Raw genomic sequence first — 21,831 nt, 5'->3', positions numbered from 1 at the left:
GGGTGTCTAGATCAGAGAGGGCTTCCGCGACGGCAACGTTCGGGGGCCTTTTCTTTTGCTTATTGATCTCCGTTCTTCGTCAAATCCTGTGTCTTCTCGAACGCCTCGTAGAGACGATCCAGATTGCTGGCGATGTAGGCGCCAAAGGCAGACGCCTTCTCCGCCTTCAGCGCGATGGTGAATTGTTTCCCGTCATCCTTGATCTTCGCCTTGACGGCTCCGTCCTTGCGCTGCCAGGCGCGAGCAGAGGGCGGATTCGCGGTGGCGAACGAGGTCTGTTGCTTCCTGTTAATGAAGGCGACGAGCATGTCGAAGCGAGCGTCCGGCTCTGCCGTCTCGAACTCCACCGATCTGGTGAACTCGATCGCCCGGGCGGTGATGTTTTCCGTCTCGAATTTCACCGAAAGATCATGCCAGCGATCGCGGCCGGTGGTCTTGGCTGCGCCGATTGCGCTCAGGACTTCGGCTGGAATCCGCTTCGTGACCGACAGCATCTTCGACACCGTCGTCTTGTCGGCACTGAGTGCCGACATGATCGTTTCCCTGTCGAAACCCAGCGTATCGAGCTTGTCGGCGAACATCGTCCTCTCGATGAAGGAGAGATCGGCGCGTGCCGAATTCTCCTGGCCCTGCGCAATGACGTGGTCGCGATCGTCGAGTTTCTTGACCACCGCCCGAACAGGCCGGCCGAGTTCCTTTGCAGCCCGGGCGCGACGATGGCCAAAAGCGATCTGGTATCGGCCATCCTTCTCGGGATGCGGGCGCACGAGGATCGGCGAATCCTGGCCGCGCAGGCGGATCGCCTCGACCAACTCGCGGAACTGTTCGTCGGCATGCGCCAACCGGTCGGTCACGAAAGAATCCTCGATCAGCGCCGGGTCGAGATCGACCACTGTCTCGCCGCTCGCCAACTGCTCCTCGATCGCCCTGGCGGCATCGGCCTTGGCAGCCAGGGCATCGATGCTGCGGGTGACGGCACCGAGCGCGCCAATCCCCTTATAGGTGATATGCTGTTTCTCGTCGCGATGGGCTGGCTCATCCTCGTTGTTTACCGCAGTAAACTTCTTGGAATCATCCATCAGGCCCGACAGAAGATTTTTACGCGCCATCAGCCAGCTCCTTGCCCCGGTTTACCGCAGTAAACTTCCCGCTCATTTCCGGCCCCATGCCTTATGGATGAGATCAACGATTTCCGTATTGACCGCTTCCATGGCCTCCATGGCACGGTCATAGGTCGCGCGGGTAAACTGACTTCGCTCGACCTCATAAAGTGTCTGGTTGGTCATCGCGGCGTCGGAGATCGCAACACTGCGCAGCATCGGATTGGTGAGCACGTGACTTTTGAACATCGAGCGCATGAAGGCGACCATCTGCGTCTGCGGTCCGTCCTGCGGATCGTAACGGGTTACGAGATAACGCAGCCAGTCGAGGTTCATGTTGCCGCCGGCTCCCTTCAGCGTGTTCAGCACTTCGCCAAGCATTTGCAGGAACTGGCACATCGACATCACATCGAGCATCTGCGGATGGACGGTGATCAGAACCGCCGTCGCGCCACAAATGGCGCTCATGGTCAAAAAGCCGAGCTGGGGAGGACAGTCGATGATGACGACGTCGTAATCCTCGGCGACCGAAGCCAGAGCCTCGTCCAACCGCGCGAAGAAAACGCGCCCATAATCGCCCGCTTTGCCCTGCGCGAGGACCCGCGGCGTGTCGTGTTCGAACTCCATCAGCTCGAGATTGCCCGGCACAAGGTGAAGGTTCGGGAAATTGGTCGGCCGGATGACATCCCGCAGCGGCCGCCGCCGATCGTCGTAGCGAATGGCGGCGTAGAGTGTCTCATTTTCGTTGACGTCGAACTCCGGCTGAAAACCGTGTATGGCGGAAAGAGACGCCTGCGGATCGAGGTCAACGGCAAGGACGCGGTGGCCGGTCAGGGCGAGATGCTGGGCAAGATGCGCGGCACTCGTCGTCTTGCCGCTGCCGCCCTTGAAGTTGACGACGGCAACGACCTGCAGATGTTCGCGGCCGCGGCGGTGACGCATGTAATGCGTTCCGGCGCGGGCATTCTGCTCGAGGAAGCTGCGCATCTCTTCCATCTGCTCCGCCGTGTACGAACGGCGGCCAGACGGCGTAACCTGGGGGAGGGCACCCTTGCCCTCGAGCGAGAGATTTCGAAGATAGCCGCTGGTCACGCCTAGAAACCGCGCCACTTCGGCAAGCTGAAATTCCCGCAGACCCTTCAGCGCGCGCGGCGGAAACATTTCGAGCCGATGCTGCTTCAGCTTGTCGGATAGTTCCTGCGCCTGCCCAATGATCAGCTGGTCGACGTCGGAAATTGCTTTTTCTATTTGCGTTGCAATATTCATGGAAATCTCGAAAATGCGATTTAAAAGCTCTACGCGCCGTGAAACCGCATTTAGCCCCGATTCTGGAGGAGTGGCAAGGCAAATAGGGTTAACAAGATCCTATCAGGAGGTTGTCCCAATCTATTTCAAGCGCTTGCGAGGGCGTTCGTGTCGCCGGCCCGGTGCGCTAATCGCACATTCACGGTCCGAATCGACGAGATCAGGCGACATAATAATCCGAATCGAAAATGTCGGGCGTGCAAAGCGCCCTGTAGCAAGCCGCAGCCGCGAGGCGCCAGCTCCTCAGCGTGGTTTGAGCCTCAGGCGCGCAACGGTAAGGCGCGCGGGTCTGGTCGACTAACCGCGACTTGCCAGATCAATCAAGCCTCAGCTCCCACGAGAACAGTCGGCCTGCCAGTTACTCGAGAGGCCGACGGTTGACATCTGTCATCGAAGTCAATGTCAGGCCGCTTTCCGCTTGCGCCATCGCTTTCACCAATGCGATGATCGTCTCACGAATATCGCGATCGGCAATCTTCAGAAATGCGCGGTTAAGCACCAATCCCTCTTTCGTTCGCAGGAATTGAGCGACCGGATCGGCATTCTCCGGCAGATCCAACCCCTGCAGGCTCAAGGGCTCGGACTCGTTCTGCTCGAAGAAGAAGCTCGGTGAGGTGTGAAGGACTTCGGCTATTCGCTGCAGACGGCTCGCGCCGATGCGATTGATGCCCTTTTCGTATTTCTGAACTTGCTGAAAGGTCACCCCGATCTGCTCGGCAAGCCGCTCCTGGCTCATTCCAAGCAACTGTCGGCGTGTTCTGATACGCGCGCCGACGTAGCTGTCTATGGCATTCGGTGTCTTGACATTCATCGCGTGTTTTCAGCCTCGATCGGATTTACATCAGCGCAGCTGTAGTATCCCTGTAAGCAGTTTTCCATGGCTGTTTTCATATAGCATAGCACATATGCGATGATGCCGGCTGACTGTGATATGAAAACCCCCATCCGACAGATGGCCACCGCCGCAAGAGCGGTCGACGGGACAAATCAAACAAAAGCCGTACCGATCGTGGCCAAACCGGGCTGGTGATTCTTGCCAGGCTTGCGTTAAATGTTTCGCAGCGACCGCCGCTCGACAGTCTCGCCAGCCCCGATCGCCCATAATCCATTGAAACGACGCGGCACAGATCGTGCCTGTGCAGGAGAGATATGATGGCAACGGTTGCCGAGGGCGCACCCCGTTTCGAAAAGACAACCATGTCTGTTCTGGTCGCGGTCAGCTTCTGCCACATGCTTAACGACATCATGCAGTCGCTGCTCGCCTCGCTCTACCCACTGTTCAAGGCGAACTACGATCTCGATTTTGTGCAGATCGGCCTTCTGACCATGACGTTCCAGGTCACCGCGTCTCTGCTGCAGCCGGCGGTCGGCATTGTCACCGATCGCTGGCCGATGCCCTATTCCCTGCCGATCGGCATGGCGAGTACCTTTTGCGGTCTCATTCTGCTCGGCAATGCCGGCAGTTTCGCGCTGCTGCTGGTCGCGGCCAGCCTGATTGGCTTTGGCTCGGCCGTCTTCCATCCGGAAGCCTCGCGGGTGGCCCGTCTTGCATCCGGCGGCCGCCACGGTTTCGCACAGTCCTTTTTCCAGGTCGGCGGCAATGCCGGCCAGGCGATCGGTCCGCTGCTCGCCGCCTTCATCGTCTTGCCACTCGGGCAGCATAGCGTCTCCTGGCTTTCTGTCATCGCCATGGTCGGCATGCTCGTGCTGAGCTGGGTAGGCAGCTGGTATATGAACCACAGGCGTCAAAACGCCAGCAGACCCGCCGTCAGCCGAATTCTGCCGCTGCCGCAGAACCGGGTCGTCTGGGCACTGCTGATCCTGGTGCTGCTGACGGCGACGAAAAACGTCTACATGGCGAGCGTGTCGAGCTACTTCACCTTCTATGTCATCGACAGGTTTGAACTCAGCGTGCAGCAGGCGCAGCTGATGCTTTTCCTGTTCCTCGGCTCGGTCGCCGTCGGCACCTTCCTCGGCGGGCCGATAGGCGATCGCTTCGGTGCCCGTTTCGTCATCTGGTTTTCGATCCTCGGCGTTATTCCCTTCGCCTTGCTGCTGCCCTATGCCAACCTTTTCTGGACCGGCGTGCTCAGCATCGTCATCGGTCTTGTCTTCGCGTCCGCCTTTTCCGCGATAGTTGTATTCGCGCAGGAGCTAGTGCCTGGCCGCGTCGGGCTGATCGCCGGCGTATTTTTCGGCTTTGCCTTCGGGGCAGGCGGGCTAGGTGCTGCGCTGCTCGGCGATTTTGCCGACACTCACGGTATTGCCTTCGTTTACCGCATCTGCTCCTACCTGCCGCTGCTCGGCTTGCTGACGGTCTTCCTGCCGCGAATCCCGAAGCAGAAATCGGCCTGAGGCCTATGCCCGTGATAGCCCGCTTTCGAAGCGGATCGGAGAAGTGATCGGTGAGCTGTCGCTTCTCTTCCGTTCAAGCGCTTGTCGCTGCCGAGTGAAGAGGCCGCCGTGGTTGAAAACGGCGCCGCGGAGGCTGTCCTTTATGAGAGGGTGCTTATAAGCCGCAATTAATCCATAAATTTGATGGAAATTTATGCTGCCGGCTTCGATGGCGGGGCAAGAGTTTTCCCGACCTTTCCTTAACATCAGACATTCTTGCTTCGCCCGCGATCCAGACGTTTGCCATGATCAGCCGGCTCGGGGCGTTCGGCCTCATTCAGTCAGACGGGATAAAAATGACCAAGAACAAAAATCTACACGGCCTCCACCTTTCGCGCCGCGCGGCTCTTGCCGCCGTCGCTGTTTCCGCAGTTACACTTTTTACCTTCGCGGCACCCGCGCCTTCCTTTGCTGAGGACAAGTCGATCAAGGTCGGCATCATGGCCGGCGAAGATGAGGATGTCTGGCGGGTGGTCACGAGCGAGGCGGCCAAGAAGGGCCTCAAGATCGAAACCGTTATCTTTAACGATTATACGCAGCCGAACGAAGCGCTGGAGCGTGGCGAAATCGACGCCAATGCCTTCCAGCACCAGCCCTATCTCGACAACCAGATCCAGCAGCACGGCTACCATATCGTTCCCGTTGGTTATACCGGCGTTTGGCCGATTGGCCTCTACACCAAAAAGTACAAGTCCGTCGCCGAGATCCCGGAAGGCGCCGTCATCGGCGTTCCAAACGATCCCTCGAATGAAGGCCGGGCACTGCGCGTTCTGCAGAATGAAGGCCTTATCAAGCTGAAGGACGGCACCGGCATTCTTGCGACCGTTGCCGACGTTACCGAGAACCCGAAGAAGATCGAGATCAAGGAGCTCGATGCCGGCATCGTCGGGCGTTCGATCGACGATCTTGATGCGGGGGTCGTCAACACCGACTGGGCGCTGAAGAGTGGTCTTTCACCGGCCGAGCGCATTGCACAGGAGCCGATCGCCGACAATCCGTACCGCAACTTCATCGCTGTCAAGGAAGAGAACAAGGGTGCGGACTGGGTCAAGACGCTTGTGTCTTCCTACCAGAACGATACGGTCAAGGCCGAGTTCGATAAGGTTTACAAGGGAACGGGTCTGAGCGCCTATTGATCCAAGAGTAGGCCGGGGTTAAGGCCTGCCGAAAGGCGGTCCGGGCGTTCCTTTGCCCGGGCCGCCTTCGGTGTTTGTAAGGAAAAGCACATGAATTCGTTTGTTTCCACCACGGCGGTCGAGACAGATCCGCAGGCGGCCACGGCCGAAGAGGTGGTGAGACTTGTCGACGTGAAGCGTCGGTTCGGAGCCACGGCTGCGCTCGACGGTATTTCGTTGCGGGTGAAGAGGGGCGAAATCCTCGGCATTATCGGCCGTAGCGGCGCCGGCAAGTCGACGCTGATCCGTTGCCTGAATGGCCTGGAGCGCGCCGACAGCGGCGAGATCCTGATCGAAGGCCGCGATATCACCGGGCTTCAGGAGCAGGAACTGCAGCCGCTGCGTCGCCGCATCGGCATGATCTTTCAGCATTTCAACCTGCTGTCCGCCAAGACGGTCGAGGAAAACGTAGCACTGCCGCTGAAGATCGAGGGCGTTGCCAAGGCCGAGCGCCTGAAGCGGGCGCATGAACTGCTCGATCTCGTCGGCCTCGCCGATAAGGCGAAGGCCTATCCCGGATCGCTCTCCGGCGGCCAGAAGCAACGAGTCGGTATCGCTCGTGCGCTTGCGGCACGTCCGGCGCTGCTGTTGTCCGACGAGGCGACATCGGCGCTCGATCCGGAAACCACGCGATCGATCCTGGCTCTGCTCAAGGACATCAACCGTAAGCTTGAATTGACGATCCTCCTAATCACGCACGAAATGGAAGTGGTGCGCGGCATTGCCGATCGCGTCGCGGTTATCGATGCCGGACGGATCGTCGAGGAAGGGCAGGTCTGGTCGGTCTTCGCCAATCCGCGGGAGGCGATCACCAGGAGCCTGCTCGGCGGCATCCGCCCGCAGCTTCCCGGCCACATTGCCGGCCGGCTTTCGGCGACCGGAGGAAGCGAGGCGATCCTCAGCGTTGATCTTGCCGGACCTGAAGCGCCGGGGGCGCTCTTCGCCGAACTATCGGCGGCGCTGCCGCATTCCTTCCGCCTCGTGCATGGCGGCATCGATCACATCCAGAACCAGCCTGTGGCGCGGTTCTTCATCGCCGTTCCCAGCCGCGATCCTGGGCTCGCCGGGAAGGTCGAACAATTTCTGACGTCCCGGTCTGCCCGGGTAGAGGTGCTTGGTTATGACACCGATCATGTTTGAACTGCTACTTCGCTCCCTTTGGGAGACGGTCCTGATGACCGTCGCCTCGGGAGTGATCTCGCTCGTCGCCGGCCTGCCGCTCGGTCTTGCGCTGGTTGTGACGGCGCGCGGCGGCATCGCCGAAAACCTCTGGATCAACCGCATGCTCGGCGCCGTCATCAACGGTTTCCGCTCTGTGCCCTTCATCATCCTGCTGGTGGCGCTGATCCCGCTGACGCGGTTGATCGTCGGCACGGCGCTCGGCACGTGGGCGGCCATCGTACCGCTCGCCATCGCCGCCACACCCTATTATGCCCGTATCGCCGAAGTGTCGCTGCGCGAGGTCGACCGTGGGCTGATCGACGCCGTGCGCGCCATGGGCGGAAACCGATGGACGATCGTCCGCGAAGTGCTGGTGCCGGAAGCGCTGCCGGGCATCGTCGCCGGCTTCACGGTCACGCTGGTGACGCTGATCGGCGCTTCGGCCATGGCGGGCGCGATCGGCGCAGGCGGCCTCGGCGATCTTGCTATCCGCTATGGTTATCAGCGCTTCGACACCAATGTGATGATCGCGGTCGTAGCCGTCCTCATCGTCCTCGTCTGCGGCATCCAATGGCTTGGCGACCGGCTGGTCGCCAAGCTCGACCACAAATAGACTAGCGCCGGAGCGGCGGGCGAATGGCAGCGGCGAATGCTTTCCCGCGTGAAATGTCCTAAGGCTGTATCGCATCAGTCACCTGTGAAATGATAAGGTGGCGATGAAGCAGCCGGAGGAACGCATGACGAAGAAGACGCTGTCGGATTGGGCGGAGCTTGCGCAGAAGGAGTTGCGCGCCTCACCCGACACACTGACCTGGCAGACGCCGGAAGGCATTGCCGTCAAGCCGCTTTATACCGCCGATGACCTCGACGGCGCCGAGCACCTCGGCTCGCTGCCCGGTTTTGCGCCTTTTACTCGTGGTCCGCGCGCGACGATGTATGCCGGTCGTCCCTGGACGATCCGCCAATATGCCGGCTTCTCGACGGCGGAGGAATCGAACGCCTTTTATCGTCGCAATCTCGCCGCCGGCCAGAAGGGCCTGTCGGTCGCCTTCGATCTTGCCACTCATCGCGGTTATGACAGCGACCATCCCCGCGTGGAAGGCGATGTCGGCAAGGCGGGCGTTGCAATCGACAGCGTCGAGGACATGAAAATCCTGTTTGACGGCATTCCGCTCGGGGACATGTCGGTTTCGATGACCATGAACGGCGCCGTCATTCCGATCCTCGCTTCCTTCATCGTCGCCGGCGAAGAGCAGGGCGTGCCAAGGGCCGAGCTATCGGGAACTATACAGAACGATATCCTCAAGGAGTTCATGGTCCGCAACACCTATATCTATCCGCCCGAACCTTCGATGCGGATCGTTGCCGACATCATCGACTATACGGCAAGGGAGATGCCGAAATTCAACTCGATCTCGATCTCCGGCTATCACATGCAGGAGGCCGGTGCGACGCTGGTGCAGGAGCTTGCCTTCACGCTGGCCGACGGTCGTGAATATGTCAGGGCGGCGATCGCCAAGGGTCTCAACGTCGATGATTTTGCCGGAAGGCTCTCCTTCTTCTTTGCGATCGGCATGAACTTCTTCATGGAAGCCGCGAAGTTGCGCGCTGCCCGGCTGCTCTGGAGCCGCATCATGGAAGAGTTCCAGCCGAAGAAGGCATCTTCGCTGATGCTGCGCACCCATTGCCAGACCTCCGGCGTCTCATTGCAGGAGCAGGATCCCTACAACAACATCATCCGCACGGCCTTTGAGGCGATGTCGGCCGTGCTCGGCGGCACGCAGTCGCTGCACACCAACTCTTTCGACGAGGCGATTGCGCTGCCGACGGAATTCTCCGCCCGCATCGCCCGCAATACACAGCTGATCCTCCAGCACGAGACCGGCGTGACAAAGGTCGTCGATCCGCTGGCCGGCTCCTATTACGTCGAGAGCCTGACGAAGGAACTTGCCGACAACGCCTGGGCGCTGATCGAGGAGGTGGAAGCGCTCGGCGGCATGACGAAGGCTGTCAACGAAGGTTTGCCGAAGCGACTGATCGAGGAAGCAGCCGCGCGTCGCCAGGCCGCCGTTGACAAGGGCGAGGAGGTCATCGTCGGCGTCAATCGCTACAGGCTCGACAGCGAACAGGCGATCGACATTCTCGAGATCGACAACAGCGCGGTGCGCACCGCCCAGATCAAACGGATCGAGGAGACCAAGCGGCGACGCGACGGCGCTGCGGTGCGCGAGACGCTGGGCGCTCTGGCGGAGGTCGCGCGGAGCGGCAGGGGCAACCTCTTGGAAGCCGCCGTCAAGGCTGCGCGGGCCCGCGCCACCGTCGGCGAGATCTCAGATGCGATGCGCGATGCCTTCGGTGATCATGCCGCAACACCTGTCGTCATCAAGGGTGTCTATGGCGAGGCCTATAACAACGAGCCGGAACTTGCCGTGCTGAAGACCCGCATGGCGGAGGTCACGGAAGCGATGGGGCAGCGGCCGAAAATCATGGTCGCCAAGCTCGGTCAAGACGGTCACGATCGTGGCGCCAAGGTGATCGCCTCGGCCTTCGGAGACATCGGCTTCGATGTGCTTGCCGGTCCGCTGTTCCAGACACCTGACGAGACTGTCGAGATGGCGCTTGGCGAAAAAGTCAATGTGGTCGGCGTATCGTCGCTGGCGGCGGGTCACAGAACGCTGCTGCCACAGCTGGTCGACAGACTAAAAGAGCAGGGGGGTGACAATATCATAGTGGTCTGCGGCGGCGTCATTCCGCGGCAGGACTATGAATTCCTGCACGAACACGGCGTTGCAGCCGTGTTCGGCCCAGGCACCAATGTTCTGGAGGCGGCAAACTCGGTCCTCGACCTCCTGCAGGGCAGACGGCGAAACCAGTAGCTTAGTCTGGTCTAAAGTAGCCCGCGCTTTGCGAGATTGCGCATCAGCGCCGCAATGCCGAAGGTCCACGGCGGGCATTCGGTGGAGAGGCGCACCGCATTGACGAGCGCGCCGAGACCCGCCGAGGAAATCTCGACGACATCGCCGATCTTGTGCGTGAAACCTTGCTTCGGCGCGTCACGGTCCTGCGTTGGAGCAAACAGCGTACCGAGAAAGAGCATGAAGCCGTCGGGATATTGATGATGCGGCCCAAGCGTCTGCCTGACGAGATCGGTCGGATCGCGGCTGATCTGTGACATCGAGCTCTTGCCATGCATCACGAAGCCATCTTCGCCGGTCACCTTCAAATCGAGTTCGGCCCTGCGCACTTCATCCAATCCGTAACCGTCGTCGAACAACCGGATGAAAGGACCGATCGAGCAGGAGGCATTGTTGTCCTTAGCCTTGCCGAGCAGCAGCGCCGAGCGCCCTTCGACATCTCGAAGATTGACGTCGTTGCCCAGCGACGCGCCCTTGATCTCGCCGCGGCTGCTGACGGCGAGCACGATCTCCGGCTCGGGATTGTTCCAGGTGGAGATTGGATGCAGGCCGACATCCGCCCCCCAGCCGACGGAGGACAGCACCGGCGCCTTGGTGAAGACTTCGGCGTCGGGACCGATGCCGACTTCGAGATATTGCGACCATATGCCTTCCTCGATCAGGGCCTGCTTGACCTTGGCAGCCTCCGGCGAACCGGCCTTGAGATTGGTGAGGCTGCCGCCGATCAGCGTGCTGACACGTTCACGGATCGAAGCGGCGCGGTCAGGATTGCCAGCTGCCTTTTCCTCGATGACGCGCTCGATCATCGATTGGGCGAAGGTGACGCCGCAGGCCTTGACAGCCTGCAGATCGGCGGGCGCCAACAGATAGGGGCGCCCTTGATCCGGCGTCCCCTTGCTGTTGGCGGCGACCTCCTCCAATGAGCCGATCGCCCTGCCGCTTGCGGCGCGGGCGAAGCCGGCGGCATCCTGCCTCTCGATGAGGGCGCTCAGCGTCGGCGCCTCGCGCGACGTGATGTCGACAAGCATCCCCTCCCGAAGCGTGACAATGCTCGGTCCGGCGACCTCGGGATTCCAGACGCGGCCGACAAAAAGACCGGCCGAGGCGTCGGCATTGAGAAGGGGATGAGACATGGTAGTCCTCCGTCACACGCAAGCGGGTGCGCTCTTTATGAATTTCCAAGATCGTTGCCACCCTCCAGCCCGGTGACGGCTGAAACGATCACATTCACACGGATGGAGCAAGAGATAGCGGAGAAAAACACTTTCGTTTGGTCGGATCAAGTGAGCGGCTTTTTGACGAAACTCCGTGCAGAAGCCGGTAAATAACTATTTAGATACAAAATATCCGTTTATTTTCAAATGGTTATTGCGATCTTTGCACATTTTCAGTCTCGATCTCGCCTTGACAGGCGGCAACTTTCGTTATCTGTTTTGGCCGACATGGAGGATGCCGGCGTCAGCCAGGCCCTAGAAAATCGCTGGAGGACATTGCAGCAATGTTGAGATTTGCCGTCGTCGGAATCGACCATGGGCATACGTTCGATCACGTAAAGGGCCTGCTCGCCTCAGGCGGCGAGTTCGTCGGCTACTGCCCCCAGACCTCGGTGCCGGCGCTTCGCGAGGCCTTCGAGAAGACCTATCCGGATGCGCCGCAGATCGACCGTGAAAAGCTGTTCGACGACCCGTCGATCGACGTCATCTGCATTTCCGCCATTCCGCGCGACCGCGCCGGTCTTGCCATCCGCGCGATGAAATCGGGCAAGGACGTGATGACCGACAAGCCCGGCGTCACGACATTCTCCCAGCTTGAGGAGGTCAGGAAAACTGTCGCCGAGACAGGCAGAATCTTCTCGATCTGCTTTTCCGAGCGCCATTGCGTCCGCTCCGCCGTCAAGGCAGGCAAACTCATAGCCGATGGCGCAATCGGCAAGGTGATCCAAACGCTCGGCGTCGGCCCACACCGACTGCAGTTGCCGACCAGGCCCAGCTGGTTCTTCGACCCGGAAGCCTTCGGCGGCATCATCGTCGATATTGCCTCGCATCAGATCGACCAGTTTCTGTTTTACACAGGATCGACCTCAGGCGAGGTCATCGCCAGCTCGATCGGCAATTTCGGCATGCCTGACGAACCAGCCTTCCAGGACTTCGGCGAAGTGCTCTTACGCTCCGAGAGGGCGGCGGGATATGTCCGTGTCGACTGGTTCACCCCGGAGGCGCTGCCGACCTGGGGCGATGGGCGGCTGACCATCCTCGGGACCGAAGGCTATATCGAGCTGCGCAAGTATATCGACATTGCCGGCCGGCCTGGCAAGGATCACCTCTTCCTCGTCAACGGCAAGGAAATGACCCACATCGATTGCAGCGGTGAAAAGCTCGACTATTTCGACGCTTTCACCGCCGACGTCGGCAGCCGTACGCAGACAGCGATGACGCAGGAACACGTGTTCGAAGTCTGCCGCCTTTCGCTCGAAGCCCAGACGAAAGCCGCGCGCATCGGCGCCCGCTGAGGAGGATCGCATGACCAGGAAATTGCGCGTCGGCGTCATCGGCGCAGGGATTGCTGCGCGGCATCTGGCCGGTTTCGGCTGGAACAAGGATATCTTCGAGGTGCCCGTGCTCTGCTCGCTGGACGAGCATCGCGGCAGGGCGCTGTGCGAAGAATACGGTGTGGGAGAATATACGCAGGACACCGATTCACTTTTTGCCCGTGACGATCTCGACATTATCGACATTTCGACGCCGCCGAGCTCGCATTTCGAACTCTGCCGCAAGGGCATCGAATCCGGGAAGCACGTGATCTGCGAGAAGCCGCTCTTCGGCTCGATTGCCGAGGTCGACGAGATGGGTCGCATCCTCGCCCGCTTCCCCGGCCAAAAGCTGATGCCGATCTTCCAGTATCGCTACGGCTCCGGGCTGCAGAAGCTGAAGCTGCTGATCGATCGCGGGCTTGCCGGCAAGCCGTTCCTGACGACGATCGAAACCCATTGGTGGCGTGGCCCGGATTATTACGCCGTGCCGTGGCGCGGCAAGTGGGCGAGTGAACTCGGCGGCGGCCTTCTCGGTCACGCGATCCACGCTCATGACATGCTGAATTACGTGCATGGGCCCTGCGCCGAGGTGTTTTCCTATGGCGCGACCCTGGTCAATCCGATCGAGGTGGAAGATACGGCAGCCCTATCGGTGAAGATGCAAAACGGCTCGCTGGCGACGCTGTCAATGACGCTCGGCTCGCGCAAGGAGATCTCGCGGCTTCGTTTCTGCTTCAGCGACCTCGTCGCCGAAAGCATCCTCGAACCCTATACGATGGGCCGCGACCCCTGGGTCTTTACCGCCGGAACCGATGAGCACCAGGCGCGGGTCGATGCGGTGCTCGCCGCCTATGTTCCGGGTGAAGACGGCTATACCCGTCAGTTCGAACTGTTCCATCGGGCAATCGTCGAAGACACGGATCCGCCGGTGACGTTGCAGGACGCCCGCAATTCGCTGGAGCTCGTGACGGCCGCTTATTTCTCGCAACGCACCGGCAAGCCGACGCCGATGCCGATCGCCGCCGATCATCCACTCTATCGCTCCTGGCTTCCGGAAGAACAGCGCATGGCTGGGGACCTCTGAACGAAGAGTGGTGCAAAAAGGGGCCTTGGACGCAGGATCGCTTCAAACGGTCAAACGGAGAATGACGGGCGGCGCTTGGCGTCTACCTTGAAACGCTTCTTGATCCGATCGACCGGCGTTCCGTCCAAAAGCGGAACCTGGAGAAGCCTGTCATAGGGCTCGAAGCCCATCCTTGTGTAATAGGCGAGGCCGCCGACGTTGTCGGCACGAATAGTGGCGTTGATGAATTCGAGGCCTTGCTCCTCGGCTGCTGCCAGCGTCGCCTGAAAAAGGGCGCGGCCGACGCCGGAAATTTTCGGCTTCATGCGGGCAAATGTTGCGATATCGGCATAACCTTTCGGCGGATCGCCATAGAGGCTCAACGACTGGAAGCCGGCAAGCGATCGACCATGTTCCGCAACATGGCATACAAGCGGGAAATCGCCGTCGATGAACCAGTCAGCGAACTCTGCGGCTGTGAGCGGTGTCTCGAGCGCAGTTGTTCCGCCGGCGAGAATGATTTCGTTCAGGAGACTGCACAACTCTTCCGCGTCGGCGGTTGCCGCCTTTCGAATAAGCATGTCTTTTGATGACCCCATCTGTGGATCGAGAGCGTAGCGATGCCCGCGATAGAACACAACAGACGGCCGGCGGTGCGGAAAGCGCTTTGACGTGCCTGAGGGCAGGTCCGGCCTGCGCCCCCTGACCTTCCTGTTCGACAATGTCGAGGAGACCTTCGCCCGTCTGGCGGAAGCCGGCGTCGAGGTCAAGGAGCGACCGCGCCCGAAGCCAACGCCGAAATCGTCGCCTTGCTGCGCGATCCCGATGACACCCAGATAGAGCCTGCCGAAAGAAGATAAGCCCCTCAGCCGCATAGGGCCGTTCGTTAATTGCGGAAGGCGCCGGCGGGAATCGTCGTCACCAGCCGGATGTCGCGGCGGAAATCCGATGGCGACATGCCGGCGATATGGCGAAAGGATTTGTTGAAGGCGCTGATCGAACCGAAGCCGCTGTCCATCGCCACCTGCAGAACGTTGGCGCCCTCGCTCATCAGCATCGCCTGGGCGCGCGACAGCCTGAGCAGCGTCACATATTTGCTGAGCGTCATGCCGGTCGATCGCTTGAAAAGGTTCATGGCATATTTCGGATGCAGGTCGGCAGCGCGGGCGATGTCAACCGAATCAATGTCCTGCAGGAAATTGGCGGCGATGAAATCGCACATGCGCGCGACGCTGCGCGAGGAATTGGGATGCGGCTGATCGCCTTCCAGGCTGGCGCTCGTCTTTGATGTCGTCATCGAATAGGGTTCGAATGCGATACGCTCGATGCGCAGCAGCAATTCGTCCACGGCGTGCTGGGCCTTGGCGGGATCCCCGGAATTGGCATAGCGGAACCAGCGAGCAAAGTTCTCGTTGTCGGCGGCATCGGTTGCCGAGGTCAGCAGCGTCTCGCCCTTCATCAGACGGCTGGAAATGCTGATCGGCAGGCGCAGCCGGAAGAAATAGACGAGCGGCAGGTGGGCGCCGGCATAGAGCGAATCGTCAGAGGATTCGTCCATCTGATGCGGCTGCCCACCCCAGAAGAGGCACATTTCCCCGGCGTTCAGCCGGAAGGCGTGATCGTTCATGCGGTAGTGAACGGTGCCGCGCATGACATAGTTGACCTCGACCTGGGCGTGCCAGTGCGGCATGGCCATGACAGGCGGATGGGCGTGAAACATCTGCAGCGCCGTCGGCGAACCCTCAATGCTGCTTGCGCCCGGCTGATAAATTGCACGCGTGCCGACCTTACTTTCCGCCAAATCCATGTTCCCTTTTTAGGAGACAGCCGCTCCCTTGCGGATAGTTTAACCGCGTTCGTGAAAGATCGGCAATTGAAAAGGGAGGATTTTCAATGCGCTTCAAACTTCTCGCCGCGACCGCTGCCGTCGCACTGCTCGCGTCCGGTTCCGCCTTTGCGGAGTCGGCCAATCTGACAATCTGGAGCTGGAATGTCGCCGCATCGGCGTTGAAATCCACGCTCCCCGGCTTCAATAAACAATATCCCGACATCAAGATCACCGTGGAAGACCTTGGAAACAGCCAGGTCTTCGACAAGACGCTTGCAGCCTGCGCTGCGGGCGGCGACGGCTTGCCTGATATCGTCAGCATCGAGAATTTCGAGGCCGAAATCTTCTGGAGCCGCTTCCCGGATTGCTTCGCCAATCTGAAGGAACTCGGCTACACGCCGGAGATCCAGGCGAAATTCCCGGACTTCAAACGCACGGAGCTTGAAGTCGGCGATGTCGCCTATGCCATGCCGTGGGATTCCGGCCCTGTTGCCGTCTTCTACCGCCGCGATTTCTATGAGAAGGCCGGTGTCGATCCGAGCACGATCAGCACCTGGGACGATTTCATCGCCGCCGGCAAAAAGATTTCCGCCGCCAATCCCGGCGTCGTCATGGCGCAGGCAGACTTCAACGGCGACAGCGAATGGTTCCGCATGATCGCCAACGAACAGGGCTGCGGCTATTTCTCGACCGACGGCCAGAACATCACCATCAACCAGCCGGCCTGCGTTGCCGCGCTGCAGAAGGTGAAGGAGATGAAGGATGCGGGCACGCTGACCGCTGCCAACTGGGACGAAAAGATCCAGGCCAATACCGCCGGCAAGGCCGCAAGCCAGCTCTATGGCGGCTGGTATGAAGGCACCGTGCGTTCGACGTCTCCCGATCTCAAGGGCAAATGGGGCGTCTACAGAATGCCGAGCCTGACGGCCGATGGCCCCCATGCCGCCAATCTCGGCGGTTCGTCGCTCGCCATTTCGGCGGCTTCCGCAAACAAGGAGGCAGCCTGGAAATTCGTCAACTACGCCCTTGGTACGAACGAGGGTCAGGTCACCATGCTGAAGGAATTCGGGCTGGTGCCGTCGCTGCTTGAGGCCGAGAAGGATCCTTTCGTCAATGAGCCGCAGCCCTATTGGGGCGGCCAGAAGGTCTGGGCCGATATCCTCTCGACACTGCCGAAGATCGTGCCGAGCCGCGGCACCGCCTTCCAGAGTGATGCCGAGGGCATTTTCAGGGCAACGCAGGCGAAATTCTTTGCCGGCGGCTATCCCGATGCGAAGGCGGCTCTCGACGACGCCGCCAACCAGATCGCTTCGGCCACCGGACTTCCTATCGCGGAATGAATGACGATGCCGGGCGCGTGAAGCGCCCGGCTTTCCCCGGCTTGCAACGCGGCTGGTCATTCGTTCGTAAGGAGGAGGCTCGATGCCTTTGAGAACCCGGAGCGCCTATGCGTTCCTCGCCCCCTATCTGCTGATCTTTGCCACCTTCTGGGTCTGGCCGATCATCAATTCGTTCCTGATTTCCTTTCAGAACACGCGCATCAACCCGTGGAAATACAGCTTCCAGGCCAATTGGGGCCGCCTCTTTTACGACCCGGCCTTCTATAACGCTCTTTACAACACGCTGATCATCCTGGTGATCCAGGTGCCCGTGATGATCGCGCTGGCGACGGTCATGGCCGTCATGCTCAATTCGCCGCTGTTGAAAGCGCGCCCGCTCTTCCGTTTTGCCTTTTTCGCCCCCGTCGTCGTCGGCGAGGTCGCCTATGCCGCGGTATTCCGGCTGATGTTCAGCCTTGATTTCGGCATCATCAACAAGATGATTTCAGCGGTCGGCTTCAGCCCAGTCTCCTGGTTCGACAACGCCAATGCCGCGATGGGAGTGATCATCCTCGCCGTCACATGGCGCTGGGCGGGCTATAACGCCATCATCATCCTTGCCGGGCTGCAGGCCATTCCCGACGATGTCTACGAGGCGGCGACGCTCGACCGGGTGAGCAAGGTGCAGCAATTTTTCCACATCACCCTGCCGCTGCTGAAACCGATCATCCTCTTCTGTGTGGTACTCTCGGTGATCGGCACCATGCAGCTCTTCACCGAACCCTTCCTCATCACCAATCGCGGCGGTCCGGGCGGCGGCACGGAAACACTCGGCCTCTTCCTCTATCGCCAGGGTTTCACCGCGCTGAACTTCGGTTATGCCTCGGCAATCGCCTATACGATGGCCGCTCTCGCCGTGGTGATTTCTCTTCTCAATCTCTGGATCGGGAGGGACCCGAAATGAAATCCAAATCGCAATCCCTTCTCGCCCGTCAGATCGCGTTGCACGCCGTGCTGGCGCCGTTGGCGCTGATCTGGCTGTTTCCGCTGTGGATGATGTTCGTCTTCTCGACAATGCCCGACAACGGCATCTTCAGCCCCGACATCGTGCTGTGGCCGTCGACCAACTTCGTGGAGAATTTCAAGAACCTGCAGGCCGATACCGATTTCATCGGGGCGATGGTGATCTCCATCGGCGTGGCGCTCATCTATACCGCGCTCTCGGTGATGCTGACTTCGATGGCCGGCTGGGCGCTGGCACGTTATCGTTTCGTCGGCCGCGCGGTCGTCATCGCCATCATCCTCGGCACGATCACGCTTCCCTTCTCCGTGGTCGTCATCCCGCAATTCATCATGGTGGCGCGCGAGTTCAAGCTGGCAAACACCTGGGTGGCTCTGATCGTCCCGCCGCTCTTCAATTCGCTTGGCGTCTTATTCATGCGGCAGTCCTTCTCGATGATGCCGAGTGAACTCTTCGATGCGGCCCGCGTCGAGGGCGTCAAGGAATGGCAGATTTTCCTGCGCATCGCCCTGCCGCTGGCGCGGCCGACGATGGCGGCATTGGCGATCATTCTCTTCCTGCACTCGTGGAACAATTACCTCTGGCCGCTGCTCATCAATTCCAGACCGGGGATGATGACGGCGCCGGTGGCTTTGGGAACGCTGATCGGCCTCACCAAGGTTTCCTGGGGTGGCATCATGGCAGGCGCGGTGTTGCTGACGGCGCCGATCCTCGTCGTATTCGTGGCTCTCCAGCGCCATTTCATCGCCGGCATCGCGGCCGGTGCAATCAAGTAATTGGGGGGGCCGCATGGCAGAGCTTTCACTTAGCAAAATCGTCAAGCGCTTCGGCGGCTTCGAGATCATCCATGGCGCCAATCTGGAGGTGAAGGACGGCGAATTCGTCGTCTTCGTCGGTCCCTCCGGCTGCGGCAAGTCCACGCTGCTCAGGATGATCGCAGGATTGGAGGATATTACATCGGGTGAGCTTCGGATCGGAGGCAAGGTCGTCAACGACGTCGAGCCAGCCGACCGCGGCATCGCCATGGTCTTCCAGTCCTATGCGCTCTATCCGCACCTGACCGTTGAGGAGAATTTGAGCTTCGGCCTGCGCATGAACGGCAATCCGAAAGCCGACACCGAGCGGCGTGTGGGCCGTGTTGCGGAAATCCTGCAGATCACCGAGCTGATGAAGCGCCGTCCCAAGCAGCTTTCCGGCGGCCAGCGTCAGCGCGTGGCGATCGGCCGCGCCATCGTCCGCGAACCCGAGGTCTTCCTGTTCGACGAGCCGTTGTCGAACCTCGATGCGGAACTGCGCGTGCAGATGCGCGTCGAGATCTCAAGGCTGCACAAGCAGCTCGGCACGACGATGATCTACGTCACCCACGACCAGACGGAAGCGATGACGCTCGCCGACAGGATCGTCGTGCTGCGCGCCGGCAATATCGAGCAGATCGGTGCCCCGCTCGACCTTTACGATGATCCCGCCAATCAGTTCGTCGCCGGTTTCGTCGGCTCGCCGAAGATGAATTTCTTGAAGGCCGCTGTGGTCGAGGCGCAGGCGGGCAGGGCGGTGATCGCGCTGGAAAGCAATCCGCAGACGCGCCTGACGCTGCCTGTCGCCGACCGCATCGAAGCCGGCGCAAAGGTAACGCTCGGCATCCGGCCTGAACATTTCGTCGATGCCGGCGCGGGTGATGCCGATCTCACCGTCAGCGTCGACGTCGCCGAACATCTCGGCAATACCAGCTACATCTATGCCGCCGTCGGCAGCGAGCAGCTGATCATCGAGCGCCCGGAATCGCGCGTCAGCGGCAACCGCGAGACCCTGACGGTCGGCCTTCCGGCAAACCGCACATTTCTTTTCGATGCCGCCGGCAGACGGCTTCGTTAACCGCAATCCCAAGGCAGAAAGACGAAAGAGGATTTTCCATGAATTCCGACCGACCGATTCGCTGGGGCATCATCGGCCCCGGCACCATCGCCCGCACCTTTGCAGATGGCGTTGCTCATTCGCGCACCGGCAAACTTGTGGCAATCGCCACCCGTAATCCCAGCAAACAGGGACTTGCCGACAACTTCCCCGGCGCCCGCATCGTCAATGGCTACGAGGCGCTGCTTTCCGACAAGGAAGTAGACGCGATCTATATCTCCACACCCCACACCGGCCATGCCGAATGGGCGATCAAGGCTGCACGCGCCGGCAAGCATATTCTCGTGGAAAAGCCGATCGCCCTTTCGGCCTATGATGCCGAGGCGGTTTATTATGAAGCCAAGAAGGCCGGCGTCTTTGCCGGCGAAGCCTTCATGTACCGCGTGCATCCGCAGACGGAAAAGCTGGTGGAACTCATCAGGAGCGGCGTCATCGGCACGCTGCGCATCATCCGCTCGAGCTTCGGCTTCAACATGGGCAGTTATAAGCCGGAGCATCGGCTCTTCGCCAATGAAACCGCCGGTGGCGGCATTCTCGATGTCGGCGGCTATCCCGTGTCCATGGCGAGATTGATTGCCGGCGCCGCCGAGGGCAAGGCTTTCCTCGAACCGGAGAAGGTCTCCGGCGTCGGCCATCTCGGAGAGAGCGGTGTCGATGAATGGGCTTCGGCGGTGCTCAAATTCCCGAACGAGATCATTGCCGAAGTCTCCTGCTCGATCATGGCCCAGCAGGACAACGTGCTGCGCATCATCGGTTCGGAGGGACGGATCGAGGTCCAGGACTTCTGGTTCGCCTCCGGCCACAAAGGCGGCATCGGCAAGATCGAGATCTTCAAGGGCGGCAAACAGGAAACCATCGAGATTAAAGAGGAGCGCTGGCTTTACTCCTTCGAGGTCGACGCGGCGGGTGATGCCATCCGCGCAGGCAGGACCGAATTCAGCTCTCCCGGCATGAGCTGGGCGGATTCGATTGCAAACCTGCGCGTGCTCGATCAGTGGCGCGCATCGATCGGTCTCGAATATGGCGTCGAGAAAGCAACGCGGCGCACGACGAATATTGCCGGTGGCGCAGTCACCCGCGGCAGCGGCATTCCGCAACGCCAGATCCCCGGCATTTCCAAGCCGGCCTCCGTCGTCACACTCGGCTTCGAATTCTTTCCGAATTTCGCCGCCGCCTCGCTGACGCTCGACGCCTATTACGAGGCCGGCGGCAATGCCTTCGACACGGCCTATGTCTATGGCGCCGGCAAGACGGAATCGATCTTCGGCGACTGGCACACCAGCCGCAAAGTGCCGCGCGAGGAGATCGTGCTGATCGGCAAGGGGGCGCATTCGCCGCTCTGCTATCCCGATATGATCGCAAAGCAGCTCGACCAGTCGCTCGCCCGGCTGAAAACCGACTATGTCGACATCTATTTCATGCATCGCGACAATACCGACGTGCCCGTCGGCGAATTTGTCGATGCCATGGATGCCGAGGTCAAACGCGGCCGCATTCGCGGCATCTTCGGCGGTTCGAACTGGACGCGCGCACGTTTCGACGAGGCGATCGCTTATGCCGAAAAGACCGGCAAAACGGCGCCGGCAGCACTCTCCAACAACTTTTCGCTCGCCGAGATGCTGGATCCGATCTGGGCCGGTTGCGTCGCCGCCTCCGATGACGACTGGAAGAAATGGCTGAACGAAAAGCAGATCCCGAACTTCGCCTGGTCCAGCCAGGGACGCGGCTTCTTTACCGACCGCGCCGGCCGCGACAAGAAGGATGATGAGGAGATCGTGCGCGTCTGGTATTCCGAGCGCAATTTCGGACGCCGCGACCGCGCCATCGAACTCGCCAACAGGCTCGGCCGCAACCCGATCCATATCGCGCTCGCCTACGTCATCGCTCAGCCCTTCCCGGTAATTCCGCTGATCGGGCCGCGCACTGTGGCGGAGCTGGAAGACAGCCTCTCAGCTCTCGATATCCGGCTGACGCCCGACGAGGTGAAGTGGCTGGAAGGCTGATGAAAGAGGGAAGGGCGCGGCTCTAGACCACGCCCTTCCATATCTATTTCTGCGCCTCCGGCGTCTTCATTCTCGCAGCGTCATCCATCAGCTCGTTGCCCCGGCA

The 21,831-nt window shown here is 60.5% G+C and carries 18 protein-coding genes and 1 pseudogene; 13 read left to right on the top strand and 6 right to left on the bottom strand.

Translation table 11 applies throughout. From position 1 onward, the window contains the following. Positions 1-59: 59 nt before the first annotated feature. The 3 genes from repB to FFR93_RS30155 form a co-directional block, all read right to left on the bottom strand. Complete coding sequence (repB, locus tag FFR93_RS30165; protein ID WP_138395866.1) at positions 60-1,109, bottom strand: plasmid partitioning protein RepB; 1,050 nt, start codon at positions 1,107-1,109, stop codon at positions 60-62. A gap of 42 nt (positions 1,110-1,151) precedes the next feature. Then, the gene (gene repA, locus FFR93_RS30160; protein ID WP_138395865.1) at positions 1,152-2,366 is read right to left on the bottom strand and encodes a plasmid partitioning protein RepA; all 1,215 of its coding nucleotides are present in this window, start codon (positions 2,364-2,366) and stop codon (positions 1,152-1,154) included. A gap of 397 nt (positions 2,367-2,763) precedes the next feature. Continuing rightward, positions 2,764-3,216, bottom strand: coding sequence for a helix-turn-helix transcriptional regulator (locus tag FFR93_RS30155; protein ID WP_064710377.1), 453 nt, complete (start codon positions 3,214-3,216; stop codon positions 2,764-2,766). Between the two features lie 338 nt (positions 3,217-3,554). On the opposite strand from FFR93_RS30155, the gene FFR93_RS30150 reads away from it, so the two are divergent. The 5 genes from FFR93_RS30150 to scpA all read left to right on the top strand — a co-directional run bounded on the left by FFR93_RS30150 (position 3,555) and on the right by scpA (position 10,011). Beyond that, complete coding sequence (locus FFR93_RS30150) at positions 3,555-4,760, top strand: MFS transporter (protein WP_171049277.1); 1,206 nt, start codon at positions 3,555-3,557, stop codon at positions 4,758-4,760. A gap of 335 nt (positions 4,761-5,095) precedes the next feature. After that, on the top strand, positions 5,096-5,935 hold the full coding sequence (locus tag FFR93_RS30145) for a MetQ/NlpA family lipoprotein (RefSeq protein ID WP_138395863.1): 840 nt from the start codon (positions 5,096-5,098) through the stop codon (positions 5,933-5,935). Positions 5,936-6,025: 90 nt separating this feature from the next. Further along, entirely contained in the window at positions 6,026-7,114 is a 1,089-nt protein-coding gene (locus FFR93_RS30140) for a methionine ABC transporter ATP-binding protein (protein ID WP_138395862.1), read from the top strand. Continuing rightward, complete coding sequence (locus tag FFR93_RS30135; RefSeq protein WP_064696694.1) at positions 7,095-7,748, top strand: methionine ABC transporter permease; 654 nt, start codon at positions 7,095-7,097, stop codon at positions 7,746-7,748. The genes FFR93_RS30140 and FFR93_RS30135 overlap by 20 nt, the downstream gene beginning before the upstream one ends. Positions 7,749-7,872: 124 nt before the next feature. Then, the gene (gene scpA, locus FFR93_RS30130; RefSeq protein WP_138395861.1) at positions 7,873-10,011 is read left to right on the top strand and encodes a methylmalonyl-CoA mutase; all 2,139 of its coding nucleotides are present in this window, start codon (positions 7,873-7,875) and stop codon (positions 10,009-10,011) included. 11 nt (positions 10,012-10,022) lie between these two features. Here the strand turns inward: scpA and FFR93_RS30125 are convergent, their stop codons facing one another. Further along, a complete protein-coding gene (locus FFR93_RS30125; RefSeq protein ID WP_138395860.1) occupies positions 10,023-11,183 on the bottom strand; it encodes a fumarylacetoacetate hydrolase family protein in 1,161 nt (386 codons plus the stop codon). A 365-nt stretch (positions 11,184-11,548) separates the two neighbouring features. Between FFR93_RS30125 and FFR93_RS30120 the strand changes: the two genes are divergently transcribed. Further along, positions 11,549-12,559, top strand: coding sequence for a Gfo/Idh/MocA family oxidoreductase (locus FFR93_RS30120; protein WP_138395859.1), 1,011 nt, complete (start codon positions 11,549-11,551; stop codon positions 12,557-12,559). Positions 12,560-12,569: 10 nt separating this feature from the next. Next, positions 12,570-13,664, top strand: coding sequence for a Gfo/Idh/MocA family oxidoreductase (locus FFR93_RS30115; protein ID WP_138395858.1), 1,095 nt, complete (start codon positions 12,570-12,572; stop codon positions 13,662-13,664). 50 nt (positions 13,665-13,714) lie between these two features. Here FFR93_RS30115 and FFR93_RS30110 read toward each other — a convergent pair whose 3' ends face one another. Then, entirely contained in the window at positions 13,715-14,224 is a 510-nt protein-coding gene (locus FFR93_RS30110; RefSeq protein WP_138395857.1) for a GNAT family N-acetyltransferase, read from the bottom strand. Between the two features lie 88 nt (positions 14,225-14,312). Here FFR93_RS30110 and FFR93_RS30105 point away from each other — a divergent pair. Continuing rightward, positions 14,313-14,503 (top strand): annotated as a pseudogene (locus FFR93_RS30105) (VOC family protein); the annotation flags it as partial. A gap of 26 nt (positions 14,504-14,529) precedes the next feature. Here FFR93_RS30105 and FFR93_RS30100 read toward each other — a convergent pair. Then, positions 14,530-15,450 (bottom strand): helix-turn-helix domain-containing protein, encoded by a 921-nt coding sequence (locus FFR93_RS30100; protein ID WP_138395856.1) that lies wholly within the window; start codon positions 15,448-15,450, stop codon positions 14,530-14,532. Between the two features lie 86 nt (positions 15,451-15,536). On the opposite strand from FFR93_RS30100, the gene FFR93_RS30095 reads away from it, so the two are divergent. The 5 genes from FFR93_RS30095 (at position 15,537) to FFR93_RS30075 (ending at position 21,725) form a co-directional block, all read left to right on the top strand. Further along, the gene (locus FFR93_RS30095) at positions 15,537-16,811 is read left to right on the top strand and encodes an ABC transporter substrate-binding protein (RefSeq protein ID WP_138395855.1); all 1,275 of its coding nucleotides are present in this window, start codon (positions 15,537-15,539) and stop codon (positions 16,809-16,811) included. An 82-nt stretch (positions 16,812-16,893) separates the two neighbouring features. Continuing rightward, positions 16,894-17,754 carry a sugar ABC transporter permease gene (locus tag FFR93_RS30090; protein WP_064710389.1) on the top strand — a complete coding sequence of 287 codons (861 nt, stop codon included), beginning with the start codon at positions 16,894-16,896 and terminating at the stop codon, positions 17,752-17,754. Next, positions 17,751-18,587 carry a carbohydrate ABC transporter permease gene (locus FFR93_RS30085; RefSeq protein ID WP_138395854.1) on the top strand — a complete coding sequence of 279 codons (837 nt, stop codon included), beginning with the start codon at positions 17,751-17,753 and terminating at the stop codon, positions 18,585-18,587. Before FFR93_RS30090 ends, FFR93_RS30085 begins: the two co-directional genes overlap by 4 nt. Positions 18,588-18,600: 13 nt before the next feature. Then, the gene (ugpC, locus tag FFR93_RS30080; RefSeq protein ID WP_064710390.1) at positions 18,601-19,683 is read left to right on the top strand and encodes a sn-glycerol-3-phosphate ABC transporter ATP-binding protein UgpC; all 1,083 of its coding nucleotides are present in this window, start codon (positions 18,601-18,603) and stop codon (positions 19,681-19,683) included. Positions 19,684-19,721: 38 nt separating this feature from the next. Then, positions 19,722-21,725 carry an aldo/keto reductase gene (locus FFR93_RS30075; protein ID WP_138395853.1) on the top strand — a complete coding sequence of 668 codons (2,004 nt, stop codon included), beginning with the start codon at positions 19,722-19,724 and terminating at the stop codon, positions 21,723-21,725. Positions 21,726-21,831: the final 106 nt, after the last annotated feature.

Origin of the sequence: Rhizobium sp. MHM7A, from assembly GCF_005862215.1 — a bacterium.
GTDB lineage: Bacteria > Pseudomonadota > Alphaproteobacteria > Rhizobiales > Rhizobiaceae > Rhizobium > Rhizobium bangladeshense.
This window is presented reverse-complemented; position numbering and strand designations above follow the sequence as displayed.

Coding starts and splice junctions, on each gene's coding strand:
- scpA (WP_138395861.1), top strand. CDS start 7,873: ATGACGAAGAAGACGCTGTCGGATTGGGCGGAGCTTGCGCAGAAGGAG.
- FFR93_RS30085 (WP_138395854.1), top strand. CDS start 17,751: ATGAAATCCAAATCGCAATCCCTTCTCGCCCGTCAGATCGCGTTGCAC.
- FFR93_RS30075 (WP_138395853.1), top strand. CDS start 19,722: ATGAATTCCGACCGACCGATTCGCTGGGGCATCATCGGCCCCGGCACC.
- repA (WP_138395865.1), bottom strand. CDS start 2,366: ATGAATATTGCAACGCAAATAGAAAAAGCAATTTCCGACGTCGACCAG.
- FFR93_RS30120 (WP_138395859.1), top strand. CDS start 11,549: ATGTTGAGATTTGCCGTCGTCGGAATCGACCATGGGCATACGTTCGAT.
- ugpC (WP_064710390.1), top strand. CDS start 18,601: ATGGCAGAGCTTTCACTTAGCAAAATCGTCAAGCGCTTCGGCGGCTTC.
- FFR93_RS30150 (WP_171049277.1), top strand. CDS start 3,555: ATGATGGCAACGGTTGCCGAGGGCGCACCCCGTTTCGAAAAGACAACC.
- FFR93_RS30145 (WP_138395863.1), top strand. CDS start 5,096: ATGACCAAGAACAAAAATCTACACGGCCTCCACCTTTCGCGCCGCGCG.
- FFR93_RS30095 (WP_138395855.1), top strand. CDS start 15,537: ATGCGCTTCAAACTTCTCGCCGCGACCGCTGCCGTCGCACTGCTCGCG.
- FFR93_RS30115 (WP_138395858.1), top strand. CDS start 12,570: ATGACCAGGAAATTGCGCGTCGGCGTCATCGGCGCAGGGATTGCTGCG.
- FFR93_RS30155 (WP_064710377.1), bottom strand. CDS start 3,216: ATGAATGTCAAGACACCGAATGCCATAGACAGCTACGTCGGCGCGCGT.
- FFR93_RS30140 (WP_138395862.1), top strand. CDS start 6,026: ATGAATTCGTTTGTTTCCACCACGGCGGTCGAGACAGATCCGCAGGCG.
- FFR93_RS30110 (WP_138395857.1), bottom strand. CDS start 14,224: ATGCTTATTCGAAAGGCGGCAACCGCCGACGCGGAAGAGTTGTGCAGT.
- repB (WP_138395866.1), bottom strand. CDS start 1,109: ATGGCGCGTAAAAATCTTCTGTCGGGCCTGATGGATGATTCCAAGAAG.
- FFR93_RS30125 (WP_138395860.1), bottom strand. CDS start 11,183: ATGTCTCATCCCCTTCTCAATGCCGACGCCTCGGCCGGTCTTTTTGTC.
- FFR93_RS30090 (WP_064710389.1), top strand. CDS start 16,894: ATGCCTTTGAGAACCCGGAGCGCCTATGCGTTCCTCGCCCCCTATCTG.
- FFR93_RS30100 (WP_138395856.1), bottom strand. CDS start 15,450: ATGGATTTGGCGGAAAGTAAGGTCGGCACGCGTGCAATTTATCAGCCG.
- FFR93_RS30135 (WP_064696694.1), top strand. CDS start 7,095: ATGACACCGATCATGTTTGAACTGCTACTTCGCTCCCTTTGGGAGACG.